The organism is Buttiauxella cochleicola (assembly GCF_021283185.1).
Lineage (GTDB): Bacteria > Pseudomonadota > Gammaproteobacteria > Enterobacterales > Enterobacteriaceae > Buttiauxella > Buttiauxella massiliensis.
Genome location: NZ_JAJSOS010000002.1, coordinates 1 through 13,574, shown reverse-complemented (window position 1 = coordinate 13,574; position 13,574 = coordinate 1). Strand labels below are relative to the sequence as shown.

The 13,574-nt window shown below is 49.8% G+C and carries 11 protein-coding genes; 5 read left to right on the top strand and 6 right to left on the bottom strand.

What is annotated here, in order from left to right:
* Positions 1–20: 20 nt before the first annotated feature.
* Together LVQ76_RS02995 and exoX are read left to right on the top strand one after the other, a co-directional pair.
* Complete coding sequence (locus LVQ76_RS02995; RefSeq protein ID WP_232920931.1) at positions 21–752, top strand: carbon-nitrogen hydrolase family protein; 732 nt, start codon at positions 21–23, stop codon at positions 750–752.
* 38 nt (positions 753–790) lie between these two features.
* Entirely contained in the window at positions 791–1,453 is a 663-nt protein-coding gene (gene exoX, locus LVQ76_RS02990) for an exodeoxyribonuclease X (RefSeq protein ID WP_232920929.1), read from the top strand.
* A 7-nt stretch (positions 1,454–1,460) separates the two neighbouring features.
* Here exoX and ptrB read toward each other — a convergent pair whose 3' ends face one another.
* From ptrB to LVQ76_RS02975, 3 genes are all read right to left on the bottom strand, one after another.
* On the bottom strand, positions 1,461–3,518 hold the full coding sequence (gene ptrB / locus LVQ76_RS02985) for an oligopeptidase B (RefSeq protein WP_232920927.1): 2,058 nt from the start codon (positions 3,516–3,518) through the stop codon (positions 1,461–1,463).
* A gap of 92 nt (positions 3,519–3,610) precedes the next feature.
* Positions 3,611–4,309: a tellurite resistance TerB family protein gene (locus LVQ76_RS02980; RefSeq protein WP_232920926.1), complete on the bottom strand. Its 699-nt coding sequence runs from the start codon at positions 4,307–4,309 to the stop codon at positions 3,611–3,613.
* Between the two features lie 116 nt (positions 4,310–4,425).
* The gene (locus LVQ76_RS02975) at positions 4,426–4,776 is read right to left on the bottom strand and encodes a YebG family protein (RefSeq protein WP_232864823.1); all 351 of its coding nucleotides are present in this window, start codon (positions 4,774–4,776) and stop codon (positions 4,426–4,428) included.
* A 138-nt stretch (positions 4,777–4,914) separates the two neighbouring features.
* Between LVQ76_RS02975 and purT the strand changes: the two genes are divergently transcribed.
* Complete coding sequence (gene purT / locus LVQ76_RS02970) at positions 4,915–6,093, top strand: formate-dependent phosphoribosylglycinamide formyltransferase (RefSeq protein ID WP_232920924.1); 1,179 nt, start codon at positions 4,915–4,917, stop codon at positions 6,091–6,093.
* 153 nt (positions 6,094–6,246) lie between these two features.
* On the opposite strand, the gene LVQ76_RS02965 is transcribed toward purT, so the two are convergent.
* The 3 genes from LVQ76_RS02965 to zwf form a co-directional block, all read right to left on the bottom strand.
* Complete coding sequence (locus LVQ76_RS02965; protein WP_034455128.1) at positions 6,247–6,885, bottom strand: bifunctional 4-hydroxy-2-oxoglutarate aldolase/2-dehydro-3-deoxy-phosphogluconate aldolase; 639 nt, start codon at positions 6,883–6,885, stop codon at positions 6,247–6,249.
* 62 nt (positions 6,886–6,947) lie between these two features.
* Complete coding sequence (gene edd, locus LVQ76_RS02960; RefSeq protein WP_232920923.1) at positions 6,948–8,759, bottom strand: phosphogluconate dehydratase; 1,812 nt, start codon at positions 8,757–8,759, stop codon at positions 6,948–6,950.
* A 255-nt stretch (positions 8,760–9,014) separates the two neighbouring features.
* Positions 9,015–10,490, bottom strand: coding sequence for a glucose-6-phosphate dehydrogenase (zwf, locus tag LVQ76_RS02955; protein WP_151994620.1), 1,476 nt, complete (start codon positions 10,488–10,490; stop codon positions 9,015–9,017).
* A 481-nt stretch (positions 10,491–10,971) separates the two neighbouring features.
* On the opposite strand from zwf, the gene LVQ76_RS02950 reads away from it, so the two are divergent.
* Both LVQ76_RS02950 and pyk read left to right on the top strand, forming a co-directional pair.
* Positions 10,972–11,841 (top strand): MurR/RpiR family transcriptional regulator, encoded by an 870-nt coding sequence (locus LVQ76_RS02950; protein WP_034455124.1) that lies wholly within the window; start codon positions 10,972–10,974, stop codon positions 11,839–11,841.
* A 130-nt stretch (positions 11,842–11,971) separates the two neighbouring features.
* Positions 11,972–13,414, top strand: a complete 1,443-nt coding sequence (gene pyk / locus LVQ76_RS02945) for a pyruvate kinase (protein ID WP_064511938.1) — start codon at positions 11,972–11,974, stop codon at positions 13,412–13,414.
* Positions 13,415–13,574 lie beyond the last annotated feature (160 nt).

Sequence of the window (13,574 nt, the reverse complement as noted above, 5' to 3'; positions counted from 1 at the left end):
GATTGATTAAGGAAGAACGTATGCCTGTCTGGAATGTTGCTGCAGCGCAATATGGCGCCACACCCGATGACCTCGATGCGAATATCACACATCATTTAGATTTTGTTCGCTGCGCGGTTGCTGAACGAATAGATCTGCTGATTTTCCCCGAACTTTCCCTCACCGGTTTTAACATTGACAACCATCACGTCTGCGCCCTTCCCTTCACCGATGAACGCCTGAATCCTTTGCAAGATGCCGCGGTAAAACACCAAATGACTATTGTTGTGGGTCTACCCTTACGCAGTGAACAAGGAATATCACCAGGATCGGTGGGTTTTTTGCCTGATGGTTCCCGAGTTGCCTGTTGTAAACCGCAAACCTGCGATATTGATCTCCCCGATCAACACACGCCATTGGTAGGTTTGCACAATCGTAGCGTGGCAATGGGTTTTAGCACCGACAGCGATGAAGAAACCTGGCCACGTAGTGCAGCTGAAATGGGTGCAAGTCTTTATGCCACGGGAAAATTCATTAATGAAATCAGCTACCAGAAAGATGAAATGTATCTGCAACGCTGGGCCCATAAATATAATTTGCCCGTTTTATTAGCTAACCATGCGTTTTCTACCGGCAAATATCGGTCAGCGGGACGCAGCGCTTGTTGGGACGATCGCGGTGAATTGGTGGTTCGCGCCGATCATGGCGAGCTACTCGCAGTTGGAAGACGTGATGCAAAAGGTTGGCACGGTGAAATCATTCCATTACGCTAGCGCATTAAGAAAATACGCTAAGACTTGATGGAGTAGATATGCTGCGCATTATTGATACTGAAACCTGTGGTCTACAGGGTGGCGTGGTAGAAGTTGCCTCTGTCGATATCGTCAATGGCAAGATTGTTAATCCGATGAGTGACCTGGTACGCCCGGATCGTCCTATTAGCTACCAGGCGATGGCCATTCACAAAATTACCGAAGAGATGGTCGCAGATAAACCGTGGATTGAGGATGTTATTCCACGCTATCACGGCAGCCCGTACTACGTGGCTCATAACGCCAGTTTTGACCAGCGCATGCTGCCTGAACTGCCCGATAGCGAGTGGATTTGCACGGTAAAACTGGCGCGTCGTTTATGGCCTGGCATCAAATACAGCAATATGGGTTTATATAAATCCCTCAAGCTGGAAGTTGAAACACCTGCCGGGCTACATCATCACCGCGCGCTGTTTGATTGCTATATCACCGCTGCTTTAATGATTCGCATTATGGATGAGTCAGGCTGGACTCCAGACCAAATGGTGACCATTACAGGTCGTCCAGCACTTGTGAAAACCATGGCATTTGGTAAATATCGCGGTGAACCGATTGCGGAAATTGCAGATAAAGATCCGGGCTATCTACGATGGATGTTGAATAACATCAAAGAATTAGCGCCAGATCTTAGAATGACTTTAAAGCATTATCTCGAGGATTAGTAACAGCCTATCCCGCCCGCCCTGGTAAAGTTCCTTGTGCCAGGGCAATCAAGAAAGCGAACTCCAGAGCCACACCTTCGTAAGATTTAAATCTGCCCGATTTCCCACCATGCCCTGAGTCCATATCAGTACATAGCAATAACAAATTATCATCTCTACGTAATTCACGCAGTTTTGCGACCCACTTGGCAGGCTCCCAATATTGCACCTGGGAGTCATGCAGTCCTGTGGTCACCAGCATGTGCGGGTAGGCTTGTTCGGTGATTTGATCGTACGGGCTGTATAGTTTGATGTAGTGGTAATACTCAGGGTCTTGTGGATTCCCCCACTCTTCAAACTCGCCAGTCGTGAGTGGAATGGACTCATCGAGCATCGTCGTTAAAACATCAACAAATGGCACCTGTGCAACAACACCGTGGAACAGCTCCGGACGCATATTAATTGCAGCCCCTACCAGTAAGCCGCCTGCACTCCCGCCCATCGAATAGAGCAAGTTTTCGTTGCCGTATCCCTGTTTAAGCAAACTATCACAGACGTCCAGATAATCATTGAAGGTGTTCATCTTCTTCAGGTACTTACCATCTTCATACCACTGCTGGCCGAGTTCGCCGCCTCCGCGTACATGCGCAATGGCATAGACGAAGCCTCGGTCGAGCAGGCTTAAACGACTGCTACTGAAATCCGCATCCATGCTGCTTCCGTAAGAGCCATAGCCATATACCAGCAAAGGGTTTTTCCCGCGCTGGAAATGTTCGCGATGGTAAACCAAAGAAACCGGCACCTGCACGCCATCACGTACTGTGACCCATAAATGTTCACTGCGATAATGACTGGCGTCAAAACCTGCAACTTCGGTTTGTTTAATCACGCGCCGCTCGCCGGTATCCATATCCAGCTCAAACAATGTATCTGGCGTGGTCATTGATGAGTAACCGTAACGCAGACGAGAAGATTCCGGTTCCGGGTTATGTCCAAGCCAGGTGACATAAGCGGGGTCATCAAAAGCAATTCCCGTCACTTCGCGAGTTTTGCGATTAATTTGACGCAAGCTGGTCAGCCCTTGCTGCCTTTCCTCAACGACCAGCCAATCTGTAAATAGCGTAAATCCTTCCAGCATGACGTTTTCGCGCGGAGGAATCAGCTCTTCCCATTGGCTTTCATCACGCACTTTTGTGCGGTACAAACCAAAGTTTTTACCTTCCCGATTCGAGCGCAGATAGAAATTATGTTGGAAGTGATCGAGGGTATATTCGTGATCTTTGCGGCGTGGCAAAAAGCTTTGCGGTTGCGCATCTACTAGCTCGGCATCCAGCAACAGTACTTCGCTGGTGGTAGCACTGCTGAGATAAATTAGAACGAAGTGTTTCGAGGTGGTTTTATGCACACTGACATAAAACATTTCGTCTTTTTCTTCGTAGACTAATTCATCTTCGGAGGATGGATGCCCCACCGTGTGGCGCCAGACCTGATACGGCAATAACGTTTTGGGATGCTTGCGGACGTAATAAAGCGTGGCGGAATCATTCGCCCAGACAAAACTGCTTTCGACATTATCCAGCACTTCCGGGTACCAGTTCCCGCTTTCCAGATTGCGCAAACGCAGGCCGTACTGGCGGCGTGAAAGGAAATCTTCTGCCAGCGCCATAACGGTGTTATCAGGGGTAATGCTCATGCCGCCCATGGTATAAAACTCGCTGTGGGCAGCACGACGATTGCCATCTACCAACGTGCTCCACTCTTCCCACTCCTCCGACACCACAGACTGGCGCTGATAAATAGCGTATTCATTACCAGTTTCGAAAATCTGGCGATAGCGATAACCATTTTGTGTATACGGTGCGGAAATATCACGCTGGGGGATACGGTCGATCATCTCTTTGAGCAGGCGCTCTTGCAATGCCTGCTGCGTACTCATGATCTGATGACCGTAATCATTCTCCTGATGAAGATAATCAAGCACCTGTGCATCAGTGCGCTCATCATCGCGCAGCCAGTAATAGTTATCGATGCGAGTATCACCATGCATGGTCATGGTGTGGGGGATTTTTTTTGCTTTTGGTGGCATGTCATTTTTCTTTTTGAGTTAACACCCTGTAAGGGTGGCAAATTCAGACAGCCTTGCAAGCGTAACGTGGGATTTTAGGGAAAATGCCGGGGTTAACCCGGCAGATTTAGTTTCTGTTGCTGAATATCTTGTTCAATGCCTTCGCGTACATCCTGCGGGATTTTTAGCGCATCCCCAAGCGCATTGAGATAACTGCGCTCCATAAAATGATCGATGTCGATTGCAGCGCAGCTTAAGAAATACAGTTCCAGCGCTTCTTCTTCGTTATTAACACCTTGCACAAGGCGTTGCGGATCAAGAGGCTGATCGATAGCTTGCTGAATGAGATTACGCCCCGGCCCTTCGATACCGGCATCACGTAGTTGCTGCTCGATAATCTGGCGTTCTTTATCATCAATATGACCATCGCTTTTAGCAGCGAACACCAAAGCGGTAATCAGGCGCTCAGTACGAACATCGACAGGCGACTGCTGCTGCCCAAACTGCGGCTCACCCTGATGGGCCTCACGCACTCGGTCTTTATATTTGTTCCACAGTACGCTTCCCGCAACCGCACCACCGCCGACCAATAACGCGCTGGTGCCGTACTTGGTCAGTAGTTTCCGTGACGATTTGCTCGCCAGCAGCAAACCCGCTAACCCACCGAGTGCGCCAGGCACCAGTAACTTACTCAGCCCCTGAGAATTATTTCCCTGAGGAGTTTGTGAGGATTGATTCTGACCAGTGTGATTCTGGATGGATTGCGTCGCTTGCCCCAGCATAGACTGAAGCTGCTGTAACAAATTGCTCATTAGAGACACCCTTTGTGAGAACTTAACATCTGAGGTTAAGCCAAAGGCTGTCAAGAAGTGTCTGATAAGGCTAAAGATGAGAAAAGAACCGCGCCGGTAACCCGACGCGTTAAAACTTATGCCGCTTTGGTGCGCTTACGCGGGTGTTCAGCCACTTTATCGTCTGCAACAGACTCTTCAGCGTTATCGGCTTCATCTGCGACTTCACCGGCAGTTTCAGTACTTTCCACGTCCGGCAATTTGCCGCTTTTAAGCACGGAGGAAAGCACGTCTTTGTTTTCTGCCATCCACATAGCCAGCACATCGTTTTGCCCCTCTTCGAGAGCAACAGGACTGTGTACGAGCCACTCGCTCAATACTTCTGCCAGATCGAGCATTTTGTCATAGGCATCCGCATCTTTTTTACTGGCAAAAGACATTTTTTCTTGCCCCTCTCGTACAACAACGTATTTGATTTCAACCGCCATTTTGCAGCTCCGGTTTAACTGTTTATTTAAACAGTGTAATGATATTACCCCTGTATCGCAAGTGGGAAATTCGCTGCGCACGCAAACGTTTTCGTTTATAATCCGCCGGTCTATTTTCTCCGTTCGGGTATACAGATTATGTCAATTTTGGGAACAGCACTTCGTCCGTCAGCTACACGTGTCATGTTGTTAGGATCAGGCGAATTAGGAAAAGAAGTGGCGATTGAATGCCAGCGTCTTGGTCTGGAAGTTATCGCCGTAGATCGCTATGCAGATGCCCCAGCGATGCATGTCGCTCACCGCAGCCACGTCATTAATATGCTCGACGGCGTCGAGCTTAAGAAGCTGGTCTCTGTAGAAATGCCAGATTTCATCGTTCCCGAAATTGAAGCCATCGCCACTGACATGTTGGTTGAGCTTGAGAAGCAAGGTCAGTGCGTTGTACCTTGCGCGCGCGCGACAAAGCTGACCATGAACCGCGAAGGTATTCGCCGCCTCGCAGCAGAAGAACTCGCTCTGCCAACCTCCAGCTTCCGTTTTGCTGATAGCGAAGAGGCATTTTTACAGGCAGTTGAAGAGATCGGTCTGCCTTGTATCGTTAAACCGGTGATGAGTTCTTCCGGTAAAGGGCAAAGCTTTATCCGCACCGCAGATCAATTAGCCAAAGCATGGGAGTACGCGCAAGAAGGCGGCCGCGCAGGTAAAGGCAAAGTGATTGTCGAAGGCGTGGTTAATTTCGATTTCGAAATCACCCTGCTGACTATTAGTGCTGTCGATGGCGTGCATTTCTGCGCCCCAATCGGGCACCGTCAGGAAGATGGCGACTACCGCGAATCCTGGCAACCTCAGAAAATGAGCGATATCGCTCTGGGCCGCGCGCAAGAAATCGCTGAAAAAGTGGTGAAGGCGTTGGGTGGTTACGGTTTGTTTGGCGTCGAACTGTTCGTGTGTGGCGATGAGGTTATTTTTAGTGAAGTCTCCCCTCGTCCACATGACACTGGCATGGTGACGCTCATTTCTCAGGACATTTCGGAGTTTGCGTTGCACGTCCGTGCTTTCCTTGGCTTGCCGATTGGTGACATTCGCCAGTATGGCCCTGCTGCTTCTGCAGTGCTCCTTCCAGAATTGAGCAGTGACAACGTGCAATTCGGCAATGTGGGTGCGGCAGTAGGCGCAGGTTTGCAAGTACGGCTGTTCGGTAAGCCTGAGATTAACGGTAAACGCCGAATGGGTGTGGCACTGGCAACGGGTTCCAGCGTGGAAAATGCGATTGCACGTGCTATCGCTGCAACCAAAGCGGTAATCGTCAAAGGATAAAAAAATCCCCGCTCATCTGAGCAGGGATTCAATAACACGAATCATTCGAGTCGTAGGAAGGCGGCAAGAGAACGAATCCCCGGGAGCATAGATAACTATGTGACCGGGGTGAGTGAACGTAGCCAACGCATCTACGGCTCGAAGGATGACGTGTTATTTAGCGCCTTCGACTGCTTCACGAGCCAGAGTAGTAATACGATCGTAATCGCCAGCTTCCAGCGCGTCAGCCGGAACCAACCATGAACCACCGATGCACAGAACGCTTTTCAGCGCCAGGTAGTCACGGTAGTTAGCCGGAGTGATACCACCAGTTGGGCAGAAACGAACCTGAGAGAATGGACCTGCGATAGCTTGCAGTGCTTTGGTGCCGCCATTTGCTTCAGCAGGGAAGAATTTGAATTCTTTCAAGCCGTAGTCCAGACCCAGCATCAGTTCAGAAACAGTGCTGATACCTGGGATCAATGGAATGGAGCCTTCGGTTGCTGCTTTCAACAGTGGCTCAGTCAGGCCTGGGCTGATTGCGAACTGCGCGCCAGCTTCAGTAACTTCTGCCAGTTGCTCTGGGTTCAGAACGGTACCCGCACCAATAATCGCTTCTGGTACTTCTTTAGCGATAGCACGGATTGCATCCATTGCACATGGAGTACGCAGAGTCACTTCCAGAACGCGCACGCCGCCAGCAACTAATGCTTTAGCCATTGGTACTGCGTGTTCCAGTTTGTTAATTACGATAACCGGGACAACCGGTCCTGTTTTCAGGATCTGTTCCGCAGTAGTTTTCCAGTTTTTCATCTCAAGCCTCTTCAACCAACTTTATAATTCGTTTCCAGAGCAGCAACCGCTACATCCGGTCCTTAAAATTTAATGCAGGTCGCGCCTTGTTCTGCGCCAGATAACTGTTCGCGTAACGCGCTAAATAGTTCACGACCGGTGCCAACGCGTTCCGCGCTGAGATCCGGGTGGTATGCAGTGCGTTTTTCAAGCTCGGCGTCATCGACCAGCAATGTCAGTTCACCCGTTTGACCGTTGACGCGAATCATATCGCCGTCCCGGACTTTTGCCAGCAGCCCACCATCATAAGCTTCTGGAGTAACATGGATTGCAGAGGGCACCTTACCGGATGCGCCCGACAGCCGTCCATCAGTGACTAACGCTATTTTGAAACAGCGGTCCAATAATACCCCAAGTGGCGGCATAAGTTTATGTAATTCTGGCATGCCGTTCGCTTTTGGCCCCTGATGGCGAACAACAACCACGCAATCACGGTCCAGAAGGCCTGCTTCAAATGCAGGTAAAACGTCATGTTGGCTTTCGAAAATGACAGCAGGCGCTTCAATAACCTGGTTTTCTACAGGTACAGCAGAAGTTTTCATCACCGCACGGCCAAGGTTTCCGCTCAGGACTTTGGTGCCGCCATGTTTGGAGAAAGGTTTATCGAAGGTGGCGATAACATCAGTATCGAGCGCGGTAGTTGCACCTTCACGCCATGCCAGTTGGCCATTATCCAGCCATGGCTCCATGGTGTAGTGATGCAAACCAAACCCCGCTACAGTGTTCACATCTTCATGCAGCAAACCACCTTTGAGCAATTCACGCATCAGTACTGGTACACCGCCTGCAGCCTGGAAGTGGTTAATATCCGCCGGGCCGTTCGGATACAGACGTGCCAACAATGGCACCACATCGGAAAGATCGGAGAAATCGTCCCAGTTAATGATAATGCCAGCCGCGCGGGCCATAGCCACCAGGTGCATGGTGTGGTTAGTTGAACCACCAGTGGCCAACAAGGCAACGATGCCGTTTACGACAACTTTTTCATCAATCATTTTACCGAGCGGTATCCACTCATTGCCATTTCCGGTCAGACGCGTGACCTGCCGTGCTGCCGCAGCGGTTAGTTCGTGACGCAGAGGCGCATCCGGGTGAACAAATGAAGAACCCGGCAACTGCATGCCCATGAACTCAACCACCATCTGGTTGGTGTTGGCGGTACCATAGAATGTACAAGTACCCGGTGCGTGGTAAGAAGCAGCCTCTGATTCCAGTAGCGCGATGCGATCCACTTTACCTTCAGCATACAGTTGGCGAATGCGCACTTTTTCTTTATTCGGCAAACCGCTCGCCATTGGGCCTGATGGCACAAACACAGCCGGCAGATGGCCAAAGGACAATGCAGCCATGGTTAAACCCGGAACGATTTTATCGCACACACCGAGATACAGCGCGCCATCGAACATGTTATGAGACAGGCCGATTGCCGTAGACATTGCGATAATTTCGCGGCTGAGCAGTGACAGCTCCATGCCATCCTGGCCCTGGGTAACGCCGTCGCACATGGCTGGCACGCCACCTGCAACTTGCCCTACCGCGCCAACTGAATGCAGCGCTTTACGAATCTGATCAGGGTAATACTCATACGGCTGATGTGCGGAAAGCATGTCGTTATAGGAGGTGATGATCGCAATGTTGTTACGCAGCATACTTTTCAGCGCAGCTTTATCTTCTGGCTGACAAGCGGCAAAACCGTGGGCCAAATTCCCGCAAGCCAGTTCGGAGCGGTGTACGGTGTTTGACTTCGCTTTTTCTATACGCGCCAGGTAAGTTTCACGAGTCTGGCGGGAGCGTTCAACGATGCGTTTTGTTACGCGTAACAAATCAGGATTCATAACTGGTCCTCATAAAGTGGCTGCCGTCGCTTTGGGCAGGTGGAAATGATTGCCGGCTCTGTTTTCTCTTTAAGAGGCGGGAATCCTAACCATCAGGGCAAAATCGCTTCAGCTAGTGTAAATAAAAAAGCCCTGCTGGTGAATCCAGTCAGGGCTTTTAAATTAAAAAATTTCCACAGTACGCGTGTTAGATCATGTTACCGGTAAAATGAGAAACTTCTGTTACGCGGTTTTTACACAATCGGGCACTTTTTATTACTCAAATTCGTTCCAGGAACGCCCATCTCGAGTGATCATTGCTACGGACGCAACTGGCCCCCATGTACCCGCCTGATATGGCTTAGGTGCATCGTTGTCCGCAGCCCAGGCTTCGGTGATGGAATCGACCCACTTCCACGCTTCTTCTACTTCATCACGACGCACGAACAATGCCTGGATCCCACGCATGGTTTCCAGTAACAGGCGCTCGTAAGCATCTGCCAGATGGGTTTCATTAAAGGTTTCGGAGTAGCTCAGATCCAGTTTAGTGGTTTGCAGGTTGTGCTTATGCTCAAGCCCTGGCACTTTGTTGAGCACTTGAATATCCACACCTTCGTCCGGCTGCAGACGGATGGTGAGTTTGTTTTGTGGCAGATCCTGCCAGGAATCTTTGAACAGGTTCAGTGGCGGGCTTTTGAAATAGACCACAACTTCGGAACATTTGGTTGGCAGACGTTTACCGGTACGCAGGTAGAACGGCACACCCGCCCAACGCCAGTTATCAATATCCACACGGATTGCAACAAAGGTTTCGGTGCTGCTGGACTTGTTCGCGCCCTCCTCTTCCAGGTAGCCAGGTACTTTTTGGCCCTGAGCAAAGCCGGAAGTGTACTGCCCACGCACGGTTTTTTCGCGCACATTGCTGCGATCAATACGGCGCAGTGATTGCAGCACTTTAACTTTTTCGTCGCGAATATGGTCTGCGGTGAGATCGGACGGCGGAGACATCGCAATCATGCACAGAATTTGCAGCAAGTGGTTTTGAATCATATCGCGCATCTGCCCGGCCTGGTCAAAGTAACCCCAGCGCCCTTCGATACCCACTTCTTCTGCTACCGTGATTTCCACGTGATCGATAGTTTTGTTATCCCAGTTATTGGCAAACAGGGAGTTCGCAAAACGTAACGCCAGCAGGTTCAGTACCGTTTCTTTACCTAAATAATGGTCGATACGATAGACCTGGCACTCTTCAAAATACTCGCCAACCTGGTCGTTGATTTCCTGGGATGTCGCAAGCGAGGTGCCAAGCGGTTTTTCCATGACAACACGAGCAGGTTTAGCGTTGAGTTTCGCCTTGCCCAGACCTTTGCAGATTGCGCCAAAAGTATTCGGTGGCATAGCAAAGTAGTTGATGGTGACGCGATTTTGCTGATCGAGCATCTTACCGAGTTTGGTAAAGGCTGCAGTATCGTTAACATCCAGGTTGCAAAAATCGAGACGGCTGCTCAATTTATCCCACAGGCTTTCGTCGATCTTTTCCTTCATAAAGGTTTCGATCGCTTCGCGCACTACTTTGGTATAAGCCTCTTTATCCCAATCAGCGCGGCCCACGCCCAGGATGCGCGTCTCCGGGTGGATCTGCCCTGCCTTTTCCAGTTGATACAGGGATGGCAGAAGTTTCCGACGCGCAAGGTCGCCCTTCGCGCCGAAAATCACCAGGTCACATGCCTGAGCTGTCTGTGTTACCGCCATGTCTTTTCTCCTCGTTTCGGATGTCCGGGCTCTCCCATCATACTTCAAGCTGCAGGGGTGTTGGCTGCACTCACACCTCGCAGTCACTTACTTAAGTAAGCTCCTGGAATGCGCTCTTTTGCCCCATACCTGCAACTCGAATTATTTCGGGAGGTTAACTCCGGCCCGTGTGTAATTTAATTACAGAACAATGTACTGCTTTTGCTGAATTCAGGTAAGTCTTCAGCCATTATTTGATCGCATTCATGAACAAGATTTGGCCACCAGTGCCATTTCACGGCGATTAATCGAATTTTTCGAAGTTTCGTTGTTGATGTATATCATGTCGAAAGTTAGACACTGATCATGTTATGAAAAAAAACAACATCATCACATCGATTAACTTGTCCAATCACTAATGGGCAAGCGTATATTCTTGCTAAATCGCGTCACGATTTCTCCATTTGTTGAAATCGACAAAATCCATGAATGCCGGACACCTATGAATATGCTGGACAAAATCCAGTCTCAACTGGAACACCTTAGCAAATCAGAACGTAAAGTCGCAGAAGTGATTCTTACCGCACCACAAGATGCCATTCACTCAAGCATTGCAACCCTTGCCCGCAGTGCCGATGTCAGCGAACCGACAGTCAACCGTTTTTGCCGCCGCCTTGAAACCAAAGGCTTTCCAGATTTTAAGTTACATTTAGCGCAAAGTCTGGCGAATGGCACTCCTTATGTAAACCGGAATGTTGACGAAGACGATAGCGTTGAAGCTTATACCGGCAAAATCTTCGAATCCGCTATGGCAAGCCTTGACCAGGTACGGCAATCATTGGATATGGCAGCAGTCAATCGCGCTGTGGATTTACTCACCCAGGCCAAGAAAATCGCTTTCTTCGGTCTAGGTTCTTCAGCCGCTGTAGCGCATGACGCAATGAACAAATTCTTTCGTTTTAATGTGCCTGTTATTTATTCTGACGATGTCGTTTTGCAACGCATGAGCTGCATGAATTGTAGTGAAGAAGATGTCGTTGTACTCATCTCGCATACCGGGCGAACTAAAAATCTGGTGGAGCTCGCACAACTGGCGCGTGAAAACGATGCCATTGTGTTGGCGATAACCTCAGAAGGTTCACCGCTCGCCCGCGAAGCGACACTCTCTTTATTACTCGACGTGCCTGAAGATACCGATATCTATATGCCCATGGTGTCGAGGCTTGCGCAATTAACGGTAATAGATGTACTGGCAACCGGTTTTACTTTACGCCGGGGTGCAAAATTCAGAGATAACTTGAAGCGAGTCAAAGAAGCGCTCAAGGAATCGCGTTTTGATAAGGGACTGTTTGTTTCTGGCGAAAACACTTAAGTTTCCATAACAAAGCTGTAACTTTTTAGGTCATTCGGTTAAGTTGTTGCTTTGCGTTTTTAACGCATTCTGATTTTCCGAATCTTTTGTTAACGCAACACCAAAGTTGTTTCAGTCAACGGAGTAATACATGTCCAGACGGCTACGTAGAACCAAAATCGTTACCACTTTAGGCCCAGCCACCGATCGCGACAATAATCTGGAAAAGATTATCGCTGCTGGCGCTAACGTGGTGCGTATGAACTTTTCCCACGGCACCGCAGAAGATCATCAGATCCGTGCTGATAAAGTTCGTGAAATTGCCGCGAAACTGGGTCGTCATGTCGCTATTCTGGGCGATTTGCAGGGGCCAAAAATTCGTGTATCCACGTTTAAAGAAGGCAAAGTCTTCCTTAATATTGGTGACAAATTCCTGCTTGATGCCAACCTTGGCAAAGGCGAAGGCGACAAAGAAAAAGTCGGTATCGACTATAAAGGTCTGCCAGCTGACGTTGTAACCGGTGACATCCTGCTGCTTGATGACGGTCGCGTACAGTTAAAAGTGCTCGAAGTACAGGGCATGAAAGTGTTCACCGAAGTTACAGTGGGTGGCCCGCTGTCGAACAATAAAGGCATCAACAAACTGGGTGGCGGCCTGTCCGCTGAAGCGCTGACCGATAAAGACAAAGCCGATATCCTGACGGCTGCGAAAATCGGCGTTGATTACCTGGCAGTTTCCTTCCCACGTTGTGGCGAAGACCTGAACTACGCTCGTCGCCTGGCGCGCGAAGCGGGTTGTGATGCGAAGATTGTCGCTAAAGTGGAACGTGCCGAAGCCGTTTGCAGTGAAGAGGCAATGGACGATGTGATTCTGGCATCAGACGTGGTGATGGTTGCCCGTGGTGACCTGGGTGTTGAAATCGGCGACCCAGAGTTGGTCGGTATTCAGAAAACCCTGATTCGTCGTGCGCGTAAGCTTAACCGTGCGGTTATCACTGCGACCCAGATGATGGAGTCGATGATTACCAACCCAATGCCAACTCGTGCAGAAGTCATGGACGTAGCGAACGCCGTGCTGGACGGTACCGATGCGGTAATGCTTTCCGCAGAGACCGCGGCAGGTCAATACCCTGCTGAAACCGTCGCGGCAATGGCGCGTGTTTGCCTGGGTGCTGAGAAAATCCCTAGCATTAACGTTTCCAAACACCGTTTGGACGTACAGTTCGACAACACAGAAGAAGCGATTGCAATGTCTGCGATGTACGCGGCAAACCACCTGAAAGGTGTTACTGCAATCATCACTATGACTGAATCAGGCCGCACCGCACTGATGACTTCTCGTATCAGCTCCGGTTTGCCAATCTTCGCTATGTCTCGCCACGAGCGCACGCTGAATCTCACCTCTTTGTACCGCGGTGTAACGCCTGTGTTCTTTGATAGCCCAAGCGACGGTGTTGCCGCTGCAAACGATGCAGTGAATCTGCTGCGTGACAAAGGTTACCTGGTTTCTGGCGATCTGGTTATTGTCACCCAGGGCGATGTGATGAGTACCATTGGTACCACCAACACCACGCGTATTCTGTGTGTTGAGTGATCCATCTGTATAAAAACTAAGGGGCCATTCGGCTAATGCTGATCGTTTAAGGATCAGTTGACCGATCCGGTGGCTCGTGTAAAAAGGGTTCATGCACAACATGGACCCTTTTTAAATGGAACTTTCACAAGCTCTCGGTATTATCAATCTCACTGCCCCC

Bases quoted from the DNA above. Each gene is read 5' to 3' on its own strand.
- ptrB (WP_232920927.1), bottom strand. From the start codon at position 3,518: ATGCCACCAAAAGCAAAAAAAATCCCCCACACCATGACCATGCATGGT.
- pyk (WP_064511938.1), top strand. From the start codon at position 11,972: ATGTCCAGACGGCTACGTAGAACCAAAATCGTTACCACTTTAGGCCCA.
- LVQ76_RS02965 (WP_034455128.1), bottom strand. From the start codon at position 6,885: ATGAAAAACTGGAAAACTACTGCGGAACAGATCCTGAAAACAGGACCG.
- LVQ76_RS02980 (WP_232920926.1), bottom strand. From the start codon at position 4,309: ATGAGCAATTTGTTACAGCAGCTTCAGTCTATGCTGGGGCAAGCGACG.
- LVQ76_RS02995 (WP_232920931.1), top strand. From the start codon at position 21: ATGCCTGTCTGGAATGTTGCTGCAGCGCAATATGGCGCCACACCCGAT.
- edd (WP_232920923.1), bottom strand. From the start codon at position 8,759: ATGAATCCTGATTTGTTACGCGTAACAAAACGCATCGTTGAACGCTCC.
- zwf (WP_151994620.1), bottom strand. From the start codon at position 10,490: ATGGCGGTAACACAGACAGCTCAGGCATGTGACCTGGTGATTTTCGGC.
- purT (WP_232920924.1), top strand. From the start codon at position 4,915: ATGTCAATTTTGGGAACAGCACTTCGTCCGTCAGCTACACGTGTCATG.
- LVQ76_RS02975 (WP_232864823.1), bottom strand. From the start codon at position 4,776: ATGGCGGTTGAAATCAAATACGTTGTTGTACGAGAGGGGCAAGAAAAA.
- LVQ76_RS02950 (WP_034455124.1), top strand. From the start codon at position 10,972: ATGAATATGCTGGACAAAATCCAGTCTCAACTGGAACACCTTAGCAAA.
- exoX (WP_232920929.1), top strand. From the start codon at position 791: ATGCTGCGCATTATTGATACTGAAACCTGTGGTCTACAGGGTGGCGTG.